This is a genomic window from Methanothrix sp. (assembly GCA_029907715.1).
GTDB lineage: Archaea > Halobacteriota > Methanosarcinia > Methanotrichales > Methanotrichaceae > Methanothrix_B.
Window position 1 is genome coordinate 120,426 of sequence record JARYLI010000003.1, and the last position, 22,257, is coordinate 142,682.

The following is a 22,257-nucleotide window of genomic DNA, read 5'->3' on the forward strand; positions in this document are numbered from 1 at the left end:
GGAGTATTTCTGGATGAACGACTATGCCCGATGATAGCGGCTTCACTTGATCAGTAACTCAAGTACGCTCACGATATTGAGCAAATACTTTAAATCCTACCATGGATATCACGTGGCAGTCGACTTTGACAGCCCTGTGAGGGCCATGTAGGCTATCAGCGCCTCAAGCTGTATCCTCTCGTTCGCCCCCTCTGTTATCCTGAAGTCGATCTCTCCAATCCGGTTGATCATCCTGACCTTATCTGCATCAGGCACATCCAGATCGAGCATCTCACGGTGGATCTGGACCACCACGTCCTGGCCTGAGAGCCCCTGTACAAGGAGAAGATCGTCGAGCTCGTTTCTCGCGCCCGCAAAATCCCCGGATATCGCCATTTTTATCAGATTCCTGATCTGCTCAGGCCTCGCCATCGATGTTATCTGGTAGATCGTGTTCATGTCCACCTTATCGCTTATCAGGGCCGCGGCCTGGAGCGCGTTTATTGCCTTCCGCATGTCTCCCCTTGCGACATAGTTTATGGCCTCGATGCCATCTTCAGTTACCTCCACGCCCTCCTGCTCCGCGATGTACCTGATTCTCTTCTCGATGGCCTCCGGAGTCAGAGCCCTGAATCGGTAGACCGCACATCTCGACTGTATCGGCTCTATGATCTTCGAGGAGTAGTTGCAGGAGAGTATGAACCTGCAGGTCGCGCTGTACCTCTCCATTGTTCTCCTGAGAGCAGACTGCGCATCGCTTGTCAGCGCATCCGCCTCGTCAAGAAATATCACCTTGAACTCGGCACCTCCCAGAGGCGCCATCCGGGCGAAGTCCTTGACCTTTGTGCGAACGACATCTATGCCGCGCTCGTCAGAGGCATTTAGCTCGATGAAGTTATCCCTCCATCCCTCGCCGAATATCTCGCGCACTATGCTGATCGCAGCCGCTGTCTTCCCGACACCCGGCGGCCCTGAGAAGAGGAGATGGGGCAGGTTTCTCGTGGCCACGTACGACTTGAGGCGCCTGACTATCTCCGGCTGGCCCACAATCTCATCCAGGCTCGTGGGCCTGTACTTCTCAATCCAGATCTCCTCTTTGATCGGAACCCCTCCAAGAACTCATTCCGCAGATCGATATATCAAGATTCCCTCACTGTGTGCGTGCGGCATGCGAGGCAGCTGGATTCATGAGGTGTTATGCCTGTGCGCGCTGATCCCGACTGCCCCCAGCGGCCGGGTCAACAGCCGAATGCCTCAGTAATCGGATGTTACGTCAATCGCTGTACGATTCGGGGTGCAGAGAAAAATGTGGACAGTGTGATCATTTCACCTGTCCGAGCGGGAGTATGACCCTTCCATGCGCCTCGTTCAGAACCTGGGCAAGGGCTGTGTATATCGCGGAGAGGCCGCAGATGATCCCTTCATAGCCAGCCAGCGTCCCTATCGAAGCGCTGCCCGTTGCATCTCTGGCCGCGAGCAGGAAGAACAGTATCGCCAGCGAGAGGAAGACGAACTGCAGGGCTCTGTTCGCTCTCAGTGTCCCGAAGAACATGACTGCAGTGAACAATCCCCACATGAACAGGTATGCTGTCATTGCGGGGAGAGATGCCTTCTCTCCGAGATTCATGCCGGGCATGAGTATCAGACCGACCAGCGTGAGCCAGAAGAGGCCGTAAGAGGTGAACGCTGTGGTTCCGAAGGTGTTCCCCTTCTTCCACTCCATGATTCCGGCTATTATCTGTGCTATGCCTCCGTAGAAGATACCCATGGCCAGTATCATCGCGCTGAGCTCGAAGTAACCCGCATTGTGCAGGTTCAGGAGCACTGTGGTCATGCCGAAGCCCATGAGCCCGAGTGGGGCCGGATTCGCAGTGGTGTCGAGCACCTTGATGGTGGAGTCCAGCGCCTTATTCGTTGCCAAGTATAAATCCCTCCTTCATTTGTGACATCTGGCGAAATCATAATATTAATTTGTTACCCTAAAGATATAAATTAAAAATAATGCGGTTTGTTTGTTCCATGACACATTTAAATACGAAAATGAATCAAATAGAACGATAAATTATTTCAAATGCTGCATCTCAGGTCAAATATCGCGATGCTCGACGCTGGCACCATAGACCCCACGACCAGGATACACAAGAACTATCCCCGCCCATCTCAGGTCGAATATCGCGATGCTCGTGCGGGCTCAAGCTGCTGGATGGCCTGTTCATGTCGCCGGATCGTTTCGCTGAATGGCATTTCAGGAACGCTCTTATGTGTTTGGCAACTTGTTGGCGTGCAATGTGGCTGCTGAACGCACTTATTCGTTCAGCAGGAATGCATAGCAGGACCAGTTATTCTATGGGCAAGTTATCAAATGGATCAGAGCGTTCAGTAATTGGCATCACGACATGGGATCACGAATCCTTGTGATCACATGCTGTAGACCTCAATGACGAATTGGGATTTTATCTGTTGTGTTGAATAATGTTTGAGAATCCTATAGCAGAGACTCACTTCATACAAATTACAATTATAGTAAAAATCGATAGCGATCGACATTTTATGTCACAATTATTCAACGCAGCAATTTTATCGAAAATTTTATGCAGATCCTGAGCTTCGTGTATATCATGCCTGACAGAAAACCAAAGGTGGCCTGGGGAATAACCGGAAGTGGTGACAGGCTTCCAGAGATTGTGGACATGATGAAGAACGTCCAGGAGATCTACAGGGATGTTGTGGATATCAGGGTATACATATCGAGGGCAGGGGACCAGGTGATCAAGTACTACAAGCTCTTCAACGAGCTGGAGGCGAACTTCGACAAGATCTGGGTGGAGGCGAATGCGAACGCCCCGTTCCTGGCAGGACAGCTGCAGCTGGGAAAGTTTGTTTTCCTCATCATAGCACCTGCGACATCCAACACTGTGGCAAAGATCTCCCTGCGGCTGGCGGATACGCTTCTGACCAATGCAGCGATAATGGCGCAGAAGGCATACGTGCCGCTGTACATAATGCCATCAGACTACGAGGAGGGCGTTACCACCACTAGGCTGCCTGACGGAAGGGATCTGAAGCTCCGGATCCGGCGTGAGGACGTGGAGCATGTGAAACGTCTTGAGGCGATGGAGGGGACATTTGTTTTGAGAAGGGTCGATGAGATCCCAGCGGTATTCGAGAAGCACTTTGGCAGGCCGTGACCTTCAGCTATGCCATACAGAAGCGAGAATGCCCACGGCCAGCGCGACGAGCGTCTCCCCAGCCCCGAGACCTGGTGCTGTCCTCACATTTTTTGCAGCTTCTGCGTCTTCTTGGTTGACATTCCTTAATGATTCTGTGGGGCTAGCCAGTATGCCCTCTATAACATCCAGGACGACCAGATCTCTATCCCCGCCAGCGTAGATGTTGATGACCTGGAGATCTATACGCTTCACGCCGTAGTGGACAAAGTGATCTCCGATCCCGAGGACAGATGATGCGACCGGAGACCCGCTGCTGTAAAGCGTGAGCCACACCTTGCCTGCCTGCAGGTCCACATCCTCCACCACAAGCGTGAGGTTTCCGGCGAACTGAAGCGCTTCTCCTGTGGTCAGCATTACGGTCACACCGCAGGAGCCCGGCTGCATGCACGCACACAGAATGAGCGCAACCATCGCTTTTAAGAGCGATCTCATGCCAGCCCTCCTGAAGAGATGCGCAAAGAGCGGCATAACTGCATCGTTTGTCCAAGACAGACAGCCATGCCAGCCATCTCTCCTGAAGAGATGTGTAAAGAGAGCGAATCCGTCTCACACAGAAATTTATCCACAGCAAATCTCACGCCCATCTGACCTCAACCTCATCTGTCCTGTAATTTGGCCTCACGCCGGAGCTCTCAACCGGCGTGCTCACGCCGCTCTTGAGCATCACCAGACCTGTATATGCTATCATCGATCCATTATCGCCCATGAAGCGTCTCTCCGGGAGATAAAATCTCGCACCGCGCTCCTCGCACATCAGCCTGAGCATCTCTCCGAGCCTCTGGTTGGCCCCAACGCCGCCGACGAGCATCGCCTCGTCCTTCTCTGCATGAGCCATAGCGCGCTCGGTCACCTCGACGAGCATCGCGAACGCGGTCTCCTGGAGGCTGTAGCAGACATCCGCCAGATCGTATCTCCTGGCGGCCTCTGTCGCAGCAGTCGCAAGCCCCGAGAATGAGAAGTCCATCCCCTTGACGGTGTAAGGAAGCGGTATGTACCCCTTTGCCTTCCTCGCGAGCTCCTCGATCCTCGGTCCTCCAGGATGTGGCAGGCCAACGGAGCGCGCGAACTTGTCCAGCATGTTTCCCACGCTGATATCCAGAGTCTCGCCGAAGATCCTGTAGCGGCCGCGCCTGAGGGCGAGAACCTGGGAGTTGCCACCGCTCACGTACAGCACAGCCGGATCCCTGGCGCCGGTCTTCCATTTCCCGATCTCGATATGAGCTATGCAGTGGTTCACGCCGACCAGGGGGACACCGAGCTTCAGGGCGAGAACCCTGGCCGCAGTCGCGACAGTCCTCAGGCACGGCCCGAGGCCGGGTCCCTGTGAGAACGCGACCCCATCTATCTTTATTCCGAGATCTCTGGCGCCCCGGATCACCTCTCCAAGCAGCGGGCCGATGTGCTCTGAGTGGTGCTGCGCCGCCTCCCTTGGGTGTATGCCGCCCCTCGCAGGCGTGTATGTTGCAGCCCTCTCTATGATCACATCATCCTCGTTCACGATCGCTGCACTCAGGTTCCAGGCTGTGCCCTCAATACCAAGGACGTACATGGCAGACTCCGCTGTCTTTGAAAGACTGCTCTCTGAGATCTGGCACGAAAATGGCATTGAATGCGATTTTCATCCACACAGGTGACCTCGCGTCATTTGTTCTCCACGATCCTGTGCCCTCAGATGCAGGACTTCCACCTCTTTATGCGTTTCGGCTGATCCCAGAGCCCACAGCTGCAGTTCATATGTAGTCGAGACCGATATCCCTCCGGTACCGCATCCCATTGAACCTTATCCTCTTTATGTTGTCGTATGCCTTCGATCTCGCCTCTGCAAGCGATGCTCCCTTTGCGACCAGTGTCAGTACCCTTCCACCGGTGGTGTAGATCTTTCCAGAATCCCCAAACGCAGTGCCGTTGTGGTATACCAGAACATCCGGATCAACCTTCTCGAGGCCTCTTATCGGGATGTTTGTGTAATGGGCTCCTGGATAACCCGGCCGCTCCTCAGATCCGCTGGAGAGAGGCTTGACGACGCGGCCGCTAACAGCGCAGACACCCAGATGATACTCAGGACTCCACTCCAGCTCAATCTCGTCGAGCCTCCGATCAAGAACTGCACGTGAGAGCTCGTACATGTCTGTTCTGAGCCTGGGGAGTATCACCTCGGCCTCAGGATCCCCCAGGCGGACGTTGATCTCCAGGACATAGGGCTCGCGCTCCCCATCATGCTCCACGATCATCAGGCCGAAGTAAATGAACCCCCTGTACCTCAAACCCATATCGTAGACCCTGCGCATCGTCGGCCTGGCTATCCTGGACATGATCACATCTCTGAGTTCATCGTCCAGCCAGGGATGGGGGGAAAAGCCGCCCATTCCTCCCGTGTTCGGGTTGTTATCGAGGTTCGGGTTCCCCGAGAGCCTGTTGAAGAGCCTTATCGCTGTGAACTCATCAGGCGCGAAGGCCTGCTTGTAATCCATCGCCGACTCAAGCGGAAGTATGTTTTTGCCATCCGCAATGGCGAAGAACATCAGCTCCCTTCCCTCAAGCCTCCTCTCGATCTCAATCCTGCTGCCCGCATCCCCGAAGATCCTGGGGTCGACCATGATTCTGTCCACGGTGGAGAGAGCCTCCTCCCTGGAGGAGCATACCACAGATCCCTTGCCTGCCGCGAGGCCGTCCGCTTTTACCACTAGGTTCTCTGTGGGGTTGGCATCGTAGAACTGATTCACGAACTCCTTCGCCTCATCGGGATCATCGAAGTTCCTGTAAGGCGGCACAGGCACCCCGATCTCGCTCAGGAGATCCTTCGTCCAGCATTTGGACCCCTCCAGCACCGCAGCACGCCTCTCTGGGCCCACGATATCCAGCCCGCGCTCCTCAAATGCATCCACTATGCCCGCTGAGAGATACCCCTCCGGGCCCACGAAAGTGAGATCGATCCTGTTCCTCTCTGCAAATGACAGCATCTCATCGATGCCCTTGATCTGGGAGCCATCTGCCTGGGAGCATTTCTCCAGAAGGCCACTCCCCGCGTTTCCCGGAGCCACGAAGACCCTCTCGACAGATGGGCTCCTTGCGAAAGCGTGGGCTATCGCGTTGCCCCTCCCCCCCGCATCGACAACAAGAATTCTTGCGCCAGCCATCTGCACCCAACTCGATCGGGAAAGGCGTGCAGATAATATTTATAAGCCATCCCCCAATCATGCCACAGACCAGGCGACTCTGAGCGCCATCGTCAGCATCTCACGCTCAGAAATTGCGCCACGATGGTGGTGTTGTGTTTGCAGACCCAAGAGAGGCTGTTGGAGATAATACGCGACAGGAATGTCGAGTTCATAAGGCTGCAGTTCACCGATATCCAGGGTATAGTAAAGAATGTTGCGATACCCGTCACCCAGCTCGGGAAGGCGTTCAAGACCGGCATCTCATTTGATGGTTCCTCGATTGAGGGCTTCGCGAGGATCCAGGAATCGGATATGGTACTGAAGCCGGATCTGGACACCTTCTGCATACTGCCCTGGAGATCCATGGGCGGGGCGAATGAGGCCAGGCTCATATGTGATGTTTACACCTCAAAAGGTGTTCCCTTCGAAGGGGATCCAAGGTATGTTCTCAGGAGAAACCTCGATGCAGCTGCGAAGATGGGCTACACGATGAATGTAGGCCCTGAGCTGGAGTTCTTCCTCTTTGAGAGGGAGAACGGATCCGGCACGAGACCACACGATTTCGGCGGCTATTTCGATCTCGGCCCTGTGGATCTTGCAGAGGATGTCAAGAGGGAGATCGTGCGCGTGCTCATAGAGATGGGGTTCACAGTGGAGGCAGCGCATCATGAGGTTGCAAGGGGCCAGCATGAGATAGACTTCGTTTATGATGACGCCCTCCGCAACGCTGATAAGGTCGTCACCTTCAAGTACGTCACAAAGACGATCGCCCTGAAGAACAACCTGCGCGCGACGTTCATGCCCAAGCCGATATACGGCCAGGCGGGATCTGGAATGCACGTCAACATCTCTCTATTCAGGAAGGGAGAGAACGCATTCTTCGATCCCGAGAGGCCGTACAACCTAAGCGACCTAGGACGGTACTTCGTTGGAGGGTTGCTCGAGCATGTTCCTGCTGTAACTGCGGTCACAAACCCGCTGATAAACTCATACAAGCGCCTCGTCTCCGGATTTGAGGCACCCGTATACATCAGCTGGTCCGGGCCGAACAGATCGTCTCTAATAAGGGTCCCTGCGGCGCGGGGCCTATCGACACGAATAGAGTTCAGGTCTCCTGATCCATCATGCAATCCATACCTGGCTTTTGCAGCGATACTTGCAGCCGGTCTGGATGGAATACGGAGAGGCATAGATCCGGGAGAGCCGATGGATGTCAACCTCTATGAGCTATCAGAGGCTGAGCTGAAGAGGCTGGGGGTCAGGACGCTGCCATCAAACCTGCATGAGGCGCTCCTCGCCCTTGAGGAGGACAATGTAATCAGAGAGGCCCTGGGAGAGCATGTCGTCAACAACCTCCTCAGGCTCGGAAACCTCGAGTGGAGGAGCTACAACACATACGTCCATCAGTGGGAGATCGATCGATACATCAACATAATCTGAGCCTGCACCTCTCCGGACGGGCAGATCCTGCCGCTCAGAACGTCTCCTCGATCCATCTTTTTATCTCATCACGCACACGCCTGAAAGCGCTGATCCCACCACCCGCAGGATCCGGGAAGGCTCTGTGCATGTGGACTCCGGGGATGAAAGGACAGGCATCTCCAGCGTCGCAGAGGGTTACGATGGTATCGAAATTGATATCATTGAGGCTCTCGAGCCCCTTCGATCTCTGCTCTGATATATCGATGCCGATCTCGGCCATCGCTCTCACAGCATCCGGGTCGACCTCTGTGGGCTCGGTACCTGCGCTGTACGCCTCATACTTATCTCCTTTGAGCGCCCTGAGAAGTGCCTCTGCCATCTGGGATCTAGCGGAGTTGTGCACGCATACGAATAGCACTCTCTTCTTCATGAGAGCCTGTGTGGAGAAACTGCTATAAAATGCTCCTCCTGCATGGTATCAACCCTGGACGATAACCCTCTGATCTTCTCAGAACAGCCGCTTCTGCACCCATCCATTTATCTTCAAATACGGTATCGCCTTCCTTCTGATGCCGAGCCTGATGAGATCCGACGGGCACTCTATCCTCTTCCTTCTTCTGTATGAGATGATCCTGCGTGCGCTCTCCGGTCCTATGCCAGGCACGCGGATCAGGCTCTGAAGGTCGGCCTCATTCACATCGAGCGGCCCGTCGAGCGATTCCCTGGCCAGCGTGACCTTTGGATCCTGATTGATAAGAAATCCGTCATCATCGAAGACGTTCTCGATCTCATCTGGGGACAGCCCGTAGACCCTGTAAAGCCAGTCGAGCTGGTAGAGTCTGCTCTCGCGCCATCTCACCTGTGGCATTCTCTGCTCAAAGATCGTCCCCTTGAGGGGGACAAATGCGCTGTAGTAGACCCTGCTAACCCCAATCTCCCCGTACTCCTTTATGACCCTCTGGAATATCTCGAGGTCTGTTTCGCCAGCTGCGCCGACCACAAGCTGTGTCGTCTGGGAGCCTCTGGAGCGTCTAGCCAGGATATCACGTATGTACATCTGCCTGTCCAGTATGTCCCTTTCGTAATCCTTCGTGGGGCTGAGTTCCTGCATCACATCCCCGGAAGGGGCCTCGATGTTTATGCTCACCCTGTCGGCGAGCTCCACAGCCTGCTCTATCAGATGCCTGGATGTACCCGGAAGAATCTTGAGGTGGATGTACCCTGAGAACCCATGCCTCTCCCTGAGTCTTCGCACACTCTCGACCATCTCCTCCATCGTTGAATCCTCATCCCTGCCTGCGCCAGAGCTCAGGAAGAGACCATCGATGCGCCCTTCCCTTCTGAGCCTGACCACGAGATCGGAGAGCTCTTCTGGGGTGTAGGAGCATCCATTCGATACCCTTCCTGCATTGGGGCAGTACCCGCACTGATGGTAGCACTCGTTGGTGAAGAGCGTCCGGAAGAGACGTATATGGCAGCCATTGCGCCCCGATGCGCTGTAGATCAGCGAGTCGTCATTCCTTCTGTGGCAGCATCTGTCGTATCTCGTGCTTCTGCTGAGCGTCTGAACCCTGTGATCAAGATCCTCGAGATCGAAGCTCGCTCCCTGAGCCAGGATCGACCGGTCCATCGTGTTGTGGTTCTGCTGCCTGGCTAAATATCATCTGCCCATGCGGGGCGAAAGTGATTGAGAGTAGAGCTCTGAAGTTGCAGTCTCCGAAGAGATAGAATGATTAAAATATTTTGTTACCGAACGTTGATCAGCACCTCTCTCACTCGTTCGATTATTAGAGTTCTTCAAAGCCTGCAAACCCCGACGGGATGACTCCGTTTTTCATTATTACCCCGCATGCGACAGTAAAGGCACGCCAAAAGGAAAAGCTTTGATGCGGTGTTGGTTTCGTCCGGAAACACCCCGACACCGAAGGTTGACCTCCATGTCATGCTTTCATTGTAAGCTGCTGGTTCAAAGCACCTGGATCCCAAATGATTCCATGAGAACATCATGATTCAGTCTTCCGCTCGCGATGGTTGTTCTCGATCTGAGCTCGTTCATCACCACCCTCGCAGGGGCGAAGATGTTGTGGTCGACCTTGAAGAAGTCGAAACCTGCGGCCTTGAATGCATTGTAAAACGGCACGCCATAATCCCTGGAAGCAGAGGATGGCATCTTTCTGATGTAATCTTTGAGCTCATCCAGGTTCTCGTACTCGAGGGTGTAGTACGTGTCACCACCGTAGATTATTGCATCATTAGACGCACCCATGCACCTTGTCGCGTCGCCGGCCACCGGCGCGATTGGAGCCACGCCCCAGCCGCTTTTTATCTTCGTTATATCGAAACCCATGGAGAACAGCTTGTGCATGCCTGTCTCGACAATCCTGGCCGAGACCTGGACCATGCCTGCCACAGAGTCAGTCGGGGCGACGGCGATTCTCAGGTCTGAGGGCTCTATTCCGCACATTTCAGCTATCCTGGCAGCTACAGCAGCATCCGGAATCCTGCTGGACTCCAGCACAACTGCCCCAACGTCCGAGTACTCATCGAATCCTATCCTCTCATAGAGCTCCTTCGTCTTTCGGGCAAGAGCCCTTGCAGGCCCACTGCCCATAGCGAAGTACTTATCGACCTTGATCTGCCACATCGCGCACTGCGACCCCATGCAGGATACCGCAGGATGGTCTGTGGTGACCTGTATCCCGGGAACTGATATCCCCCTCAGATCATAGGGCACGATCTGAATATCGGCCAGGTCCGCCATGCATATCCTGCTGATGAATATGCCGGCCCAGAGGCCACCGGGCGCCTTCACGCCAGCATCTATAACAACCGCGCCGTTATCCAGCTCTATAACATCGACTCTGAGATCATCAGCCAGATCCAGCATCTCCTCGAAGACCTCAAAGCCCATCTCGTTTATGCTCATCAAACACGATCACCTTTTCCGACCGAGGAGTGTGAGATTGGATATAAACAAATCGTCATGAGATCTGGTGTCTCATAAAGTACTATATGGAGAATGCAAAAGCCCTCTTTGTCGAGCTGCACCCCGTTAATCCGTGAGCTCAGTCGGTGTTGCTGCTCGAGCTGACCACTCTCCCCTGAAGTATTCGATCCGCGAGCCTGGAAAGCGGGAGGCTCTGCAGGTACACCCTTCCTGGCCCCCTGAGCCTCGCCAGGAACAGACCCTCACCTCCAAAGAGGGCGTTTCTGACACCGCCCACAAAACGTATATCGTAATCCACGTCACTCGAGAAGGCGACAAGGCATCCGGTATCGACACTTATCGCCTCTCCCGCCCCGAGATCCCTGCTCATGAGAGCACCTCCAGCATGGATGAACACCTTCCCGCTGCCCTTCAGCCTTTGAAGGATGAAACCCTCCCCACCGAAGAAGCCTGCACCAAGCCGCTTCGTGAACGCCACCTCTATCTCCACGCCGCTCTCCCCGCACAGGAATGCTCCCCTCTGGCAGAGCAGCTGGCCGTCGAGATCATCGAGGTCCAGCGGCAGTATCTTTCCCGGAAATGGCGCGGAGAACGCAATCCTTTTCATATCATCGGATCGGTTGGTGAATTCTGTTATGAACAAACCATCTCCGGCCAACGCTCTCTTAAACCCCTTTATGATGCCCCCGGTGGACGCGCTCATCTCTATCCCATCGTCCATGAAGAGCATCGCGCCCGCCTCGGACCTGATGCTCTCACCCGGAGCCAGCTGTACCTCCAGGACCTGGAGATCATCTCCAAGAATGCTGTATCTGAGTACCATCTCACAACCTCATATGTGATATGCAGCTCTCCGGCGTGCTGTATATCTCATATCTCTTATCATCGCAGCCAGATGGACTCCATATGCCTTTCGCCCATCTTCAAATTCAGCATCGCCTCTCGATCCCGTTTCTCGCCTCGAGGAACGCGCGTATCACCTCAGCCACAGACCATGCCTGTGATATGCATCCACCCGGCCTGTGCGGTGGATCGCCATCATACACCTCTGCGATGGTTCCAATGCCGTAGCGGCTCTCCTCCAGGAGCGGCCTGAGGAGGGATATCGCGTGCATCCTGCTCCTTTTGCTGTACCTGTTTGCCCTGAGGTACGCGGTTATGTAAGGCCCGATCAGCCATGGCCATACTGTGCCCTGATGGTACGCACGATCCCTCTCCCTGGGAGAGCCCTCGTATCGCCCGATGTAGGCGGGATCCCCCGGAGATAATGTCCTGAGACCGTAGGGCGTGAGAAGCTCCTCCGTCGCATTTCTCACAACCGCACGCGTCCGGTCCAGCGATAAAAGCCCCCGGGAGAACGCAACAGCTATCACCTGATTCGGTCTCACCGACCCATCGTATGGATCTATCGTATCGTAAAGATACCCTGCAGTGTTCCAGAACCGCCTGAATGAACGCCTGACGCGCGCTGCTAGGCCCTGCCACCTCCACTCCATGCCCGTCGCCTCGCTGATGGCCTCCAGCGATCTCAGAGCCTCGTACCAGAGCGCGTTCACCTCAACGCACTTTCCAGCCCGGGGAGTAACGCACCTGCCATCAACTCTCGCGTCCATCCAAGTCGCGCCCTCCGAGGATGCTATGAGAAGGTCGGAGTCCATGTATCCCACAGGTGTTCGGGTGGTGTAGCATTCGATAATGCTCATCAGCGTCGGCCAGAGCTCCCTGATAAATGTGAGATCTGATGTGAGCCTGAAGTGCTCGCACACAGCTCTTATGAAGAGAAGCGATGCATCCACGGTGTTGTAGGAGCCCGCTCCGAGATCGTTTGGAACAAGGCCATCACGCACATGCTCTGAGAATGTCCGGAGAACAGCCCTGGCGTCATCAAACCTGCCGGTGCAGAGGAGGAGGCCGGGAAGAGCGATCATGGCATCCCTGCCCCAGTCGTCGAACCAGTGGTAGCCAGCGATTATGCTCATGCCGCTGCCGCGGCGGACCAGAAAGCTGTCCGCAGCGATGGCAAGCGATCTGATATCCTCAGGAAGTGTGGAGAGGACCACCCGGCGCCGCTTCATCTCATTTTCAATCACAGATTCGTTTGCTTCGACCATTCCTGTGGATGCGGTGATGCTCAGATCAAGCTCGCCCTTCACATCAGCCTCAAACCAGCCGGGGCATAGGAGATCCTCCCTCCAGCCCAGCCCCCTCGCCCTCTCGACCTCATACTCAAAGTTGTGGTACCACATCTCATTTCTCACGTATCTCGCGCAGTCAGAGAGGAGATACAGATCGCATCTCGATCTGAGGCGAGTGCCTCTCTCCATCGCTTCCTGGCACATCTCCGGCCTGCCCGATACTGCGTGGAAGCATCTCGATGTGACGAGTGGCATGATCCTGATACGGGAGTCGCCGGAGATGTGGTACCTGATAACAGTCGTGTTCTCCCCGTGGATCATGAAGATCTGCTTTTTGAGCTCCACATCGTTCGCCCTGTACAGATACGTGGGCACCGGCTCTGCGGTGAATGATACAAGATACCGGAACCCCTGCGGATGTATCACGCCGGGATACTGATGGTTCGCCAGCTCGATACCGTTAACGGTCTCATCAAGAGAGGAGAGGAGGAGCCATCTGTCCACCGGTGGGCTCAGAGATGCGATCAGAAGACCATGATAGGCCCTGGTGTTCGCACCGATGGATGTGGATGATGCATATCCGCCTATTCCATTGGTCACGATCCATTCCCTGGATATTCCATCGCTGTAGGGGATCATGGTTCACCTTTCTCTCATCACTTTTTTGTGGCCGATCTATTTATTCTCCTGCTGAATGCATCCAGCAGAGCGCCCCTGAGATCCTCGCCCTTCAGCCTGGATGCTTTTCTGAGCGCTCCGGCCAGGCTCTCGTCTTCCAGGCTCTGGGATGCCCAGGTAGCGAAGCTCCCCAGGGATGCGTGATGCTCAAGAGCATCAGTATCCGCTCTTCTGAGCAGGCTCACCATTCCCTGACTGCTCCATGCTTTGCCGATCTCAGAGCCATCCTTTGCGGAGAGCACAAACGGATGATCTGCCATGTCAAGGATCTCTGAGAGGCGGCGGTGAAGGTCTGAGAGCACGCTGAAGTAGGTCACAGCCGCATCATACGGATTTCCGTACGGGCTGAAGTAGCTGTGCACCTCTCCCGGGCCGCCGCCGTGGGTGAATATGTAGTAGAGGTGATCGCTCAGGCCGAGAAGCCTCCATATCCTGAGCACCTCCTCTCCGGCCTCCCGCGATGGACCATGGAGATTCTGGAGGTACGTGTAGCATGCCCACTGGAGGGCATTCCCAAGCCAGCAGCTGGTGTCCCTTTCGAGATCAGCCCATGATCTTGCACTCCTCACGCTCACTGTGCTTGAGGGTTTTACCATATCAACGATCTCCGCTGGTGTGGCGAATCTCAGATTCCTCCATTTCAGGATCTCGCCCGGGAGGTATCTCAGAAACTCAAATATCCCCGTCTCAGGCCAGTGGTGCTCCCCGAAGGTCTCGTAGTCCATGAAGAGGTTTATGCATCTTCCAGGGGTTGCTGCGAGCCATGCTGCGTACTTGTCCGCAGTGAGCGGGAACTCCTCCCAGTTTCTCGAAGAGAACCTGAATCCTATGTCATCGGTGAGCTGATAATTCCTGAGAAGCAGTGATATCCTCTCGCACCCCTCTGGCCTGTAAACTTGGTTCGGATCCGCGATGACACCCTCTGCAAATATCCCCCTGTAGCCCATCTGCTCGGCCATAGCCGCGATCTCATCGTTGTAGATAAGCTCCGTGTTCTCGAAGACTGCAGGCCTGACGCCGAAGAGGTCCCACATGAGCTCCCTGTGCATCCTCACCTGCTCGCTGAACTCCTCCCTGTCGAAGAGGCTTGTGAGCGAATGGTAGTAGGTCTGATCGAGTAACTCCACGTTGCCGGTGTCAACCAGCTCGATGAAGGTATCCAGGACATCCGGTCCGTATATTCTGCACTGATCCACGAACACCCCCGAGAGGCTGTATGCGACCTTGAACGGACGGTCTGTATCAGAGAAGCGTTTTATGAGATCAAGTATGATCCTGTTTGCAGGAAGGTAGCACTTCTGTGCAACCCTCTCGAATATGCTCCTGTTCTCCTTATCATCAAAGTAGAACTCATAATGCGGACTGGACCTTCGGAAGATGCTGCCCGACCAGAAGAAGTCCTTCCTGAGTCTGAACGGCTGGTGGACCTCGAAGCAGATGGAGATCTCTGTCATATGATTGAAGATCTGCTGTTTATGGATATACTGCTTTGCCCCAGGATCACAGTCTGATGGTTTGAAAGAGAGGAGCACGCCGCTGTGGGCCTGGATGTATTGAGGAATACGCAACCAATGCCTCGGATCTCACATGCTGACGCATCAGCGCGCCGGCCAAAAGAGCACATGTTAAACGCTTTTGTGAGATGACAATGAAAGCGAATTCCGCAAAAGAGCCTTGTGGGCAGTGGGCCCGACGCGATTCGAACGCGTGATCCCCGCCGTGTGAAGGCGATGTCATAACCACCTAGACCACGGGCCCTCAAGCCAGAGAGGTACGACCAATTATTAGTACCTTGCCCTCGATTGTAGCTCTACGCGGCGCAACGTATTTGCTCAATATGGTGAGCGTGCTTGAGTTACTGATCAAGTGAAGCTGCTATGGCAGAGCCGTTCATCCAGAAATCCGCCAAGAGGGCAATTTACCTCAACGTATTGAGCATGTTCCTGTTTTCTGCAAGAAATGTCTCGAACCTGCTTTCGCTGTTTCCATTTTTTTTGTCTTTATTACTGGCATGGAACTGGCTAACGTGGTCGGTTACGATCTGTTTCACCATGCGCACTTTTCCGTATTCAGCGATTCGCTCTTATGTGCGTAGCAACTTGCAGAGCATGCAATGTGGTCGCTGAAAGCATTCATTCGTCGAAACGAACGCATAGCATGACCCCTGCTCCTTCGGGTAAGTCATCAAATGGATAAGGGCGATCTGCTCAAGACTTCTTGCACCCAAATTTTGCTCTTTGTGGACTTCGAGTACCAGATCCTCTAACTCAGGATCGATCTCCTTCCTCGGCCGGCCAAACATCTTTATCGATATCATCTCCCTCTTTCTCAGATAATGCCTCCAGACACGCTTAACCGTGGAGACGCTCACCTTCATCTCAGCTGCGATCCTTTTGTTGCTCCTGTTCTTGATCTTCTCCCGAACTGTATACCGAATCTTGCGCTCGTTCGGCTTTACTACCATGTTACGATTTCTCACCCAGCAGGATTGGGTATATAAGGTCAAAAGTTTCGGGACTAAACATGGGGGCAGCTGCTAGTTATGCTGACCGGAATCTATATTTGATCTCCGCTGCATGGAGCTCAGCATGAGAAAAACGACAGTGTTGCTCATGCTGGTACTCCTATTCGGTGCATCCATGGCTCAGAACACGCCCAATGAGCTTGTTGACAATGCAAAGGCGCTTTTTGCTGCGAGGGATTACGATCAGGCCCTGAATCTTACAGAGACTGCGCTCAGAATGGACGGCAGCATCGAGCAGGCCTGGCTTCTCCGGGGAAAGATACTGCTCGCAAGAGGCATGCTGAGAGATGCATACCAGAGCTTCGACAGGGCCACACAGCTCGCTGCATCTGATGCAGAGGCATGGAACTACAAGGGGATCGTGCTGGTGGCGATGCAGAGATACAACGATTCGCTCGTGTGTTTCGATGCGGCAATCCAGGCAGATCCAATGAACTACGAGGCCTGGGGCAACAAAGGCAACACGCTCGTGAGCATGGGGAAGCTCGATGACGCACTATCAGCATTCGATAGGGCCATCATCATCAATCAGACGTACGCAGGTGCCTGGATAGGCAAGGGGATAGCCCTCTACTACCAGGAGAGGTACCAAGAGGCACTGGCGATGTATGAGAGGGCCCTCCAGCTGGATCCAGGCAACTCTATCGCCCTTTACAACAAGGGCCTGGCGTTGCAAAAGCTCGGCATGAATAAAGAGGCTGAGGAGAACTTCAGAGCTGCAGAGCTGAACCGGAGGAGATGATACAGGCGCGATCAACATTAGCGCCTGACATTATTGCGGATCTGCAACGGATCACGAATCATGTTCAATATCTGCCCAGGTGAGCTGGTCTACAGAGGTTTAAAGAGAGCAGGCATAAACCTCGTCGCATCCGTTCCCTGTGTGAACCTTCAGGAGCTTCTGTGCCTCCTCTCCTCCGATCCTGATATCATCCACGTGCCTGTCACAAGAGAGGAGGAGGGCATCGGGGTATGCGCTGGCGCATACATGGGCGGCAGGAGCCCGGCGATTGCGATGCAGAACTCAGGTCTTGGGAACAGCATAAACGCCCTGGCGTCCCTGAACATGCTCTACGGGATACCGCTGCTGATGGTGATAAGCCACCGGGGGACTGAGGGGGAGCGGCTTGTGGGTCAGATCCCCATGGGAAGGCTGACAGAGCCGCTGCTGAAGACGATGGGGATCAAATTCTTCAGGCCGCGACCAAATGAAGCGGAGGGGACGGTAGAGGCCGCATGGAGCCTTGCAGTGAATGAAAAGCGGCCTGTTGCGGTTCTGCTTGACATAAAGTTCTGGGAGGGCAGATGAGAAGGATAGATGCGATAGCGATCATAGCAGAGGTGGCTGATGCATCGAATGCCCTCATAGTCTGCAATCTGGGTTACCCGAGCAGGGAGCTTTTCTCCGTCAGAGACAGGCCGGAGAACTTCTACATGCTGGGATCGATGGGTCTGGCCTCCTCCATAGCTCTGGGTCTCTCGCTGTCTCTTCCTGATAGGAGGGTTGTAGCAATCGATGGAGATGGAGCGGTACTCATGAACCTCGGCACGCTTGCGACCATCGCGAGCTTTGCCCCGACCAATTACCTTCTCGTCGTGCTCGACAACCGTGTGTATGGTTCCACGGGATGCCAGCCAACATGTACATCCAGATGCACAGATCTGGCTGCAGTCGCGCGTGGCGCAGGTGTGAGGGATGTGAGGGTTGTGACAAGCGAAGAAGAGCTCAGGATGAGCCTCTCCGGGAGTGGTGTGGTCGTGGCCACTGTGGAGCCAGGAAACGCAGACGTCCCTGTGATTCCTCTATCCCCTGAGGGGATCCTGAGCAGGTTCATGGAGAGAGCCTCTCCACGCATGCGGAGATCCTGAAGCTCCCATCGAGTATCCTCTTTTTGAGAATCTCCGCAAGCCTGAGAGCGCGCAGGCGGTCTGACTGTCTCAACGTCACGGGAATATCCAGACCATCCGGCGATCTTATTGAGCCAAGCCGCGCGCGGAAGACATCCGGGCAGAGCACCGAGCAGAGGCCGCAGTTGAAGCACAGGCTCCTGTCTATGCGCACCGGTCTTTCGATTGCGCCCATCGGGCATCTCCTCTCTGCGATGCAATCCCCGCAATCCCTGCACGAATCCGCTCTCACATGAACAGCGAGATCCACATCCTCCCAGACCTGCGCGTAATCCGCAGCCCACAGAGTGGATCGCGTGCTGATGTCCATCACCGGCATCGGAATGGATCTTTCAGGAAGCAAAGCAGCATCGAGAACGTGCCTGCTCAGAACAGGAACCGGCACGGCCCATGAGGTTATGCACTCCGGACCTGCAGATGTCACGAAGCCTCCCATGAACTCAGGCATCATCTGATGCATGTCAGCGAACCCGGATAGATTTGGCCTCTCGGGAGTGCTTCTTGTCCCTGTCCCGATAACGAAGCCCTCAGCCCCGTTTATGAGAACCCGCGTTCCGATGCCTATCGTCTCCAGGAGTGGATCGTTCTTGAGGGGGTTCAGAATGCCACACCCTGAGAAAGAAGCACCGCTCATGTCCGGAGGAAACGGGATCGCATGGAATATCGTGCTCAGGGCATCACTCCCCGCATTCACGAACGCGGAGTAGTTCATGAACGCGTGCCTCGTGCCGAAGATCCTAGCATGCGGTATCTCATCGATGGTGATATCTCTCGATATGCTGCGCCCATCTGATGTCTCCACATCAACACAAACACTTCTTCCGGCAACAAGGTCTCTGAACAGATGACCACCGCCGTACCTTCCGTCCCTGTGTGCGGTACCGAAGACGATGAGATCCATGTGACCCAGCCTCTCATTTGGGCACGGACCCACATGCGCAGGCACGCCATTGATCCTAGCGCTCACCGCGCGGGTGAACGAGCCTTTTTCCGCGAATCCGAATGAGAGCACGGCGTACGTCCCGCTCATGACAGCTCTCGTGGCCGTTGTGATAACATCCACATCCTGAAGCTCTTTGATCGCGTTCTCCTCCACAAGACCCCTCACCTCCTCAGCGGTGAGCACAGTAGCCTCACCCCTGCGTATCCGCTCGTCTATCTCTGCAATCGATCTCATAATATCGCCCACTACCCCTCATCATCACTTATCATCATCTCGATGAGGCAAATGGCATTTCAGAGGCGGGGAAAAAAGAGCTTTCGGATGTCGATCTGAAAACAGAATGAGTGGCTCCGCCCACTGACGGGCGGAGCATTAGGGTGTTCTTCAGTGATGAAGCTATCGGATCTCGAATGTCGTGACCTCCTGCGTCTCCCCCTCTGTGTTCAGGACTCCCGTGTATGTCTTCACGTCCCCGCCGACAACCGTGCGCACAGTCCATCTCACCGCTCCTACGTCGCCGCAATCGCTGTAGTAGTTCACACTGACCTTATAAACACCAGGCGGCGCGCCGCCAGTCGGCCAGAATATGTTCTCAGGCTTGCCCATCTCGAAGTTGGAGCACATGTTGTCGCGATCCAGCTGGCCTCCCGACGGGACCTGGGGGTTGCTGTAGTATACCACATCTCCATTCGGATCCTCCACATAGAGGTCGATGTCCGCGTTCGCATACCACGTCAGAGTGACCTGGATGTCGCCTGTGTGGACCGATGTCTGCCTTCCGGTCCTCGCAGCAGCGGCGACTGCAGACCTGCATGGGTATCCGCCCAGGAAGCATGTCGACCCCTGGAGTGACGATTCATCCAGATGGTCGAACCGGAGGGTATCTCCCGGATTTATCTGGTACACCTTTGTCTGCTTTGACTTAGCATGATGGCATGGAACGTACATCGGATCCCCAGGATTCACCTCTGACACGAAGAGAAACTCGGTCAGCGTGTAAGTGCCGGCAGGCACCCAGAAGCGCGTCCTGGTCTCGCCTGCAGTGCTTGAGGGCATCACATCATACGCCAGTATCATCCAGTTGCCCGGAGGGGTCCAGAAGCTCGCCACAGATGGATCTCTGAAGACAGCGTTCTTTATGCATATGCCGTGCTCTGTGTGCGTCGGAAGACGCCTGCAGCCCTCTTCGTTCGCACACGGGATGTAAGAAGGCATGCTGTTGTAGCGGTGTGCATTGATCACCTCGATCCAGCCGCCGTTTCTTCTCATCCATTCATCATCTCCGCTGACCAGAGAGTATGGTGAGAAGTGATCAGTGAATACCGTCACAGTCCTCTCATCCGGATCGACAGTGCCTGGTATAAGCTCCCATTTTCCAGAGGTGGCGTTGAAGGTCGTCACTCCGATGATTGTGTTCGGATCCACTCCCTCAGGTATCCTCAGGGTGATCTGCACCGGTCTTTCAAATACCGTGCCCTCAGGCCCGAGCTGATACACCTCGCCAACTGAAGACAGACCCTCCGCAAGCTCTGGCCTCATATCTGTCCTCTCTATGCTGACGACCATTGTTCCTGGGGTGCCATCCTCGTTGGGCGGAATGGATCCGGCGGGTATATCAACAGCAGCACCGCCGAAAGATACCGACCCGGACTGGCTGCCTGAGAGTGTGGCAGATCCGCTTTCCTCCGGTGGCACCTCCGTCGGTTCCTCTTCAGAAATCGAAGGCGATGCAAGCGGGAATCTGTCAACGCCATCACCGCCTGGAATGCTGTATGGAGAGTCGCAGATTCCATCGCGGTTCGAGTCTGTGCAGGGATTATCGCTGTAGTAGTTGCCTCTGGATCCGTCATCCCATCTGTTGGCATCGCCGGTCCCGAGCTCTGTGGCATTGTAATCGTCGTATGCATCATCACCGATGTTATCTGCAATCACATTGTTGGATATCAGGTTCCGATTGGATTCATAAACATGTATCCCATCGCCGCCGTTTCTCGATATCCTGTTGCCTCTAATCGTGTTCTCATCACATCCGCTCAGGAGGTATATCCCATTGTCATCGTTCTCCTCTATGATATTCGCCTCGATCAGGTTGCTGCCTGCCTCGTACAGCTCAATCCCCTTATCGCATAGCGTTATGCTGTTGTTTCTTATGACGTTGCTGCTGGAGTAGACCATTATTCCGGAGTATCCCAGAAATCCACCCCTTCCATTGATCACGCTCAGGCCCTCAAGAGTGACGCCATCCGCAGATACTGTGATGCCATCCCCAAGCCTGCCCGCATCTATCACAGGCATACCGATGCCGCGTATCGTGAGCTTCCTGTCGATAACGATGTTCTCCCTGTACGTGCCGGGGTTGACCTCGATCGTGTCTCCCTCAGTGGAGGCATTTATGGCGTCCTGGATCCGCGAGTACTGCTTACCCGCACCAACCGTCAGGATTTCTCCGCCTGCTGGTACATGGCCTTCCGGTACGCCCCTGACAGACCATATCTTCAGGTCATCGAATGCGACGTGCACGTACGACGCATCCTGTGTCTCGCCGAATATATCTATGACTCCAGAGCGTATGCTGCTGTCCTTGCAGCTTCCAACCCAGCGGTCGTTTATGTATATTGTGAAATCATCTCCGGATGCCACCACCCTTATTTTGTTCACATCCAGGCCCACTGCATCTGACCTAGTCCAGGGTATGAGATCAGTCCAAGCTTCATTTTTATATTTAAAGAAGGCGAACTTGTGATCGGTGTTCAGCACAAGCCTGTAGAAATCATCGCTCTCCGCATCTCTCCTGAGATTCAGCCCGAACTCACCATACTCAGGCACGTCCACCACGTATGCAGTCGTCTCAAGCACGAAATCACTGAATTCATTTTCCACAGGCACTTTGGCATTTTTTACGGTGTTGGAGGTGTTGACGTAGATGTGATACATGCCACTCATGTAGTCCATCCTGTAGCTCTCTGTGGTCACCCGCGGCCATCCGCTCGATGGATCAGAGAAGTCATCTGAATAGAGCAGATCTCCTGCCATCGGATCCGTATAAGAGCTCTGAGCTGATGATTGTGTGCAAAAAATACACAGCATCATCACATAAGATATCCATAATGGTTTCATATTCATCGTACCATATTTATTACACAGTGTTCTGCATGTCTTCAGACCAAAAAAATCATTCATATTTGTATTAAACTCCCACATTCAATCGATTAATTTACAGCGGAGAAGCGCTTAAGAATCCCTCCAGATTTTTATATTCTGTGCTCTGATACTATATAGCCGTTTTGGAGATGACGGTCGGATTGTGATATGAATCGCCCGAGCAGGTGTGCA

Annotated in this window: 19 protein-coding genes and 1 tRNA gene; 5 read left to right on the forward strand and 15 right to left on the reverse strand. The window is 54.5% G+C overall.

Going from position 1 to position 22,257, the window contains the following annotated elements; translation table 11 throughout:
• Positions 1-108 precede the first annotated feature (108 nt).
• Complete coding sequence (locus QHG98_03555; protein MDH7596806.1) at positions 109-1,080, reverse strand: replication factor C small subunit; 972 nt, start codon at positions 1,078-1,080, stop codon at positions 109-111.
• A 220-nt stretch (positions 1,081-1,300) separates the two neighbouring features.
• Positions 1,301-1,900, reverse strand: coding sequence for an acetate uptake transporter (locus QHG98_03560; GenBank protein ID MDH7596807.1), 600 nt, complete (start codon positions 1,898-1,900; stop codon positions 1,301-1,303).
• A 697-nt stretch (positions 1,901-2,597) separates the two neighbouring features.
• Between QHG98_03560 and afpA the strand changes: the two genes are divergently transcribed.
• Positions 2,598-3,167 (forward strand): archaeoflavoprotein AfpA, encoded by a 570-nt coding sequence (afpA, locus tag QHG98_03565; protein ID MDH7596808.1) that lies wholly within the window; start codon positions 2,598-2,600, stop codon positions 3,165-3,167.
• 3 nt (positions 3,168-3,170) lie between these two features.
• Here afpA and QHG98_03570 read toward each other — a convergent pair whose 3' ends face one another.
• From QHG98_03570 to purD, 3 genes are all read right to left on the reverse strand, one after another.
• Entirely contained in the window at positions 3,171-3,641 is a 471-nt protein-coding gene (locus QHG98_03570) for a hypothetical protein (protein ID MDH7596809.1), read from the reverse strand.
• Between the two features lie 142 nt (positions 3,642-3,783).
• On the reverse strand, positions 3,784-4,758 hold the full coding sequence (locus QHG98_03575; protein MDH7596810.1) for a bifunctional N(6)-L-threonylcarbamoyladenine synthase/serine/threonine protein kinase: 975 nt from the start codon (positions 4,756-4,758) through the stop codon (positions 3,784-3,786).
• Positions 4,759-4,939: 181 nt separating this feature from the next.
• Positions 4,940-6,346, reverse strand: coding sequence for a phosphoribosylamine--glycine ligase (gene purD, locus QHG98_03580; GenBank protein MDH7596811.1), 1,407 nt, complete (start codon positions 6,344-6,346; stop codon positions 4,940-4,942).
• A 159-nt stretch (positions 6,347-6,505) separates the two neighbouring features.
• Here purD and glnA point away from each other — a divergent pair, with 159 nt between their 5' ends.
• Positions 6,506-7,807, forward strand: coding sequence for a type I glutamate--ammonia ligase (glnA, locus tag QHG98_03585; protein MDH7596812.1), 1,302 nt, complete (start codon positions 6,506-6,508; stop codon positions 7,805-7,807).
• A gap of 34 nt (positions 7,808-7,841) precedes the next feature.
• Here the strand turns inward: glnA and QHG98_03590 are convergent, their stop codons facing one another.
• The 8 genes from QHG98_03590 to QHG98_03625 all read right to left on the reverse strand — a co-directional run bounded on the left by QHG98_03590 (position 7,842) and on the right by QHG98_03625 (position 16,013).
• Positions 7,842-8,219 (reverse strand): arsenate reductase ArsC, encoded by a 378-nt coding sequence (locus QHG98_03590; protein MDH7596813.1) that lies wholly within the window; start codon positions 8,217-8,219, stop codon positions 7,842-7,844.
• A 78-nt stretch (positions 8,220-8,297) separates the two neighbouring features.
• Positions 8,298-9,419 (reverse strand): radical SAM protein, encoded by a 1,122-nt coding sequence (locus QHG98_03595; protein ID MDH7596814.1) that lies wholly within the window; start codon positions 9,417-9,419, stop codon positions 8,298-8,300.
• 336 nt (positions 9,420-9,755) lie between these two features.
• A complete protein-coding gene (gene mch / locus QHG98_03600; GenBank protein MDH7596815.1) occupies positions 9,756-10,715 on the reverse strand; it encodes a methenyltetrahydromethanopterin cyclohydrolase in 960 nt (319 codons plus the stop codon).
• Positions 10,716-10,854: 139 nt separating this feature from the next.
• On the reverse strand, positions 10,855-11,559 hold the full coding sequence (locus QHG98_03605) for a TIGR00266 family protein (protein MDH7596816.1): 705 nt from the start codon (positions 11,557-11,559) through the stop codon (positions 10,855-10,857).
• Between the two features lie 106 nt (positions 11,560-11,665).
• Positions 11,666-13,510: an amylo-alpha-1,6-glucosidase gene (locus tag QHG98_03610; protein ID MDH7596817.1), complete on the reverse strand. Its 1,845-nt coding sequence runs from the start codon at positions 13,508-13,510 to the stop codon at positions 11,666-11,668.
• Positions 13,511-13,527: 17 nt separating this feature from the next.
• Positions 13,528-15,003 (reverse strand): glycoside hydrolase family 57 protein, encoded by a 1,476-nt coding sequence (locus tag QHG98_03615; GenBank protein ID MDH7596818.1) that lies wholly within the window; start codon positions 15,001-15,003, stop codon positions 13,528-13,530.
• Positions 15,004-15,233: 230 nt separating this feature from the next.
• Positions 15,234-15,307 (reverse strand) — tRNA-Val (locus QHG98_03620).
• 325 nt (positions 15,308-15,632) lie between these two features.
• A complete protein-coding gene (locus QHG98_03625; GenBank protein ID MDH7596819.1) occupies positions 15,633-16,013 on the reverse strand; it encodes a hypothetical protein in 381 nt (126 codons plus the stop codon).
• A 124-nt stretch (positions 16,014-16,137) separates the two neighbouring features.
• Between QHG98_03625 and QHG98_03630 the strand changes: the two genes are divergently transcribed.
• The 3 genes from QHG98_03630 to comE are packed head-to-tail and all read left to right on the forward strand — an operon-like array spanning position 16,138 to position 17,942.
• Entirely contained in the window at positions 16,138-16,815 is a 678-nt protein-coding gene (locus QHG98_03630; protein MDH7596820.1) for a tetratricopeptide repeat protein, read from the forward strand.
• Between the two features lie 60 nt (positions 16,816-16,875).
• Positions 16,876-17,382, forward strand: a complete 507-nt coding sequence (gene comD / locus QHG98_03635) for a sulfopyruvate decarboxylase subunit alpha (protein MDH7596821.1) — start codon at positions 16,876-16,878, stop codon at positions 17,380-17,382.
• Positions 17,379-17,942, forward strand: coding sequence for a sulfopyruvate decarboxylase subunit beta (gene comE / locus QHG98_03640; protein MDH7596822.1), 564 nt, complete (start codon positions 17,379-17,381; stop codon positions 17,940-17,942). Before comD ends, comE begins: the two co-directional genes overlap by 4 nt.
• Here comE and QHG98_03645 read toward each other — a convergent pair.
• Both QHG98_03645 and QHG98_03650 read right to left on the reverse strand, forming a co-directional pair.
• Positions 17,905-19,158 carry a methanogenesis marker 16 metalloprotein gene (locus QHG98_03645; GenBank protein ID MDH7596823.1) on the reverse strand — a complete coding sequence of 418 codons (1,254 nt, stop codon included), beginning with the start codon at positions 19,156-19,158 and terminating at the stop codon, positions 17,905-17,907. The two genes, comE and QHG98_03645, sit on opposite strands and share 38 nt — an antisense overlap.
• 162 nt (positions 19,159-19,320) lie before the next feature.
• Positions 19,321-21,957, reverse strand: coding sequence for a right-handed parallel beta-helix repeat-containing protein (locus QHG98_03650; protein MDH7596824.1), 2,637 nt, complete (start codon positions 21,955-21,957; stop codon positions 19,321-19,323).
• Between the last annotated feature and the right edge of the window lie 300 nt (positions 21,958-22,257).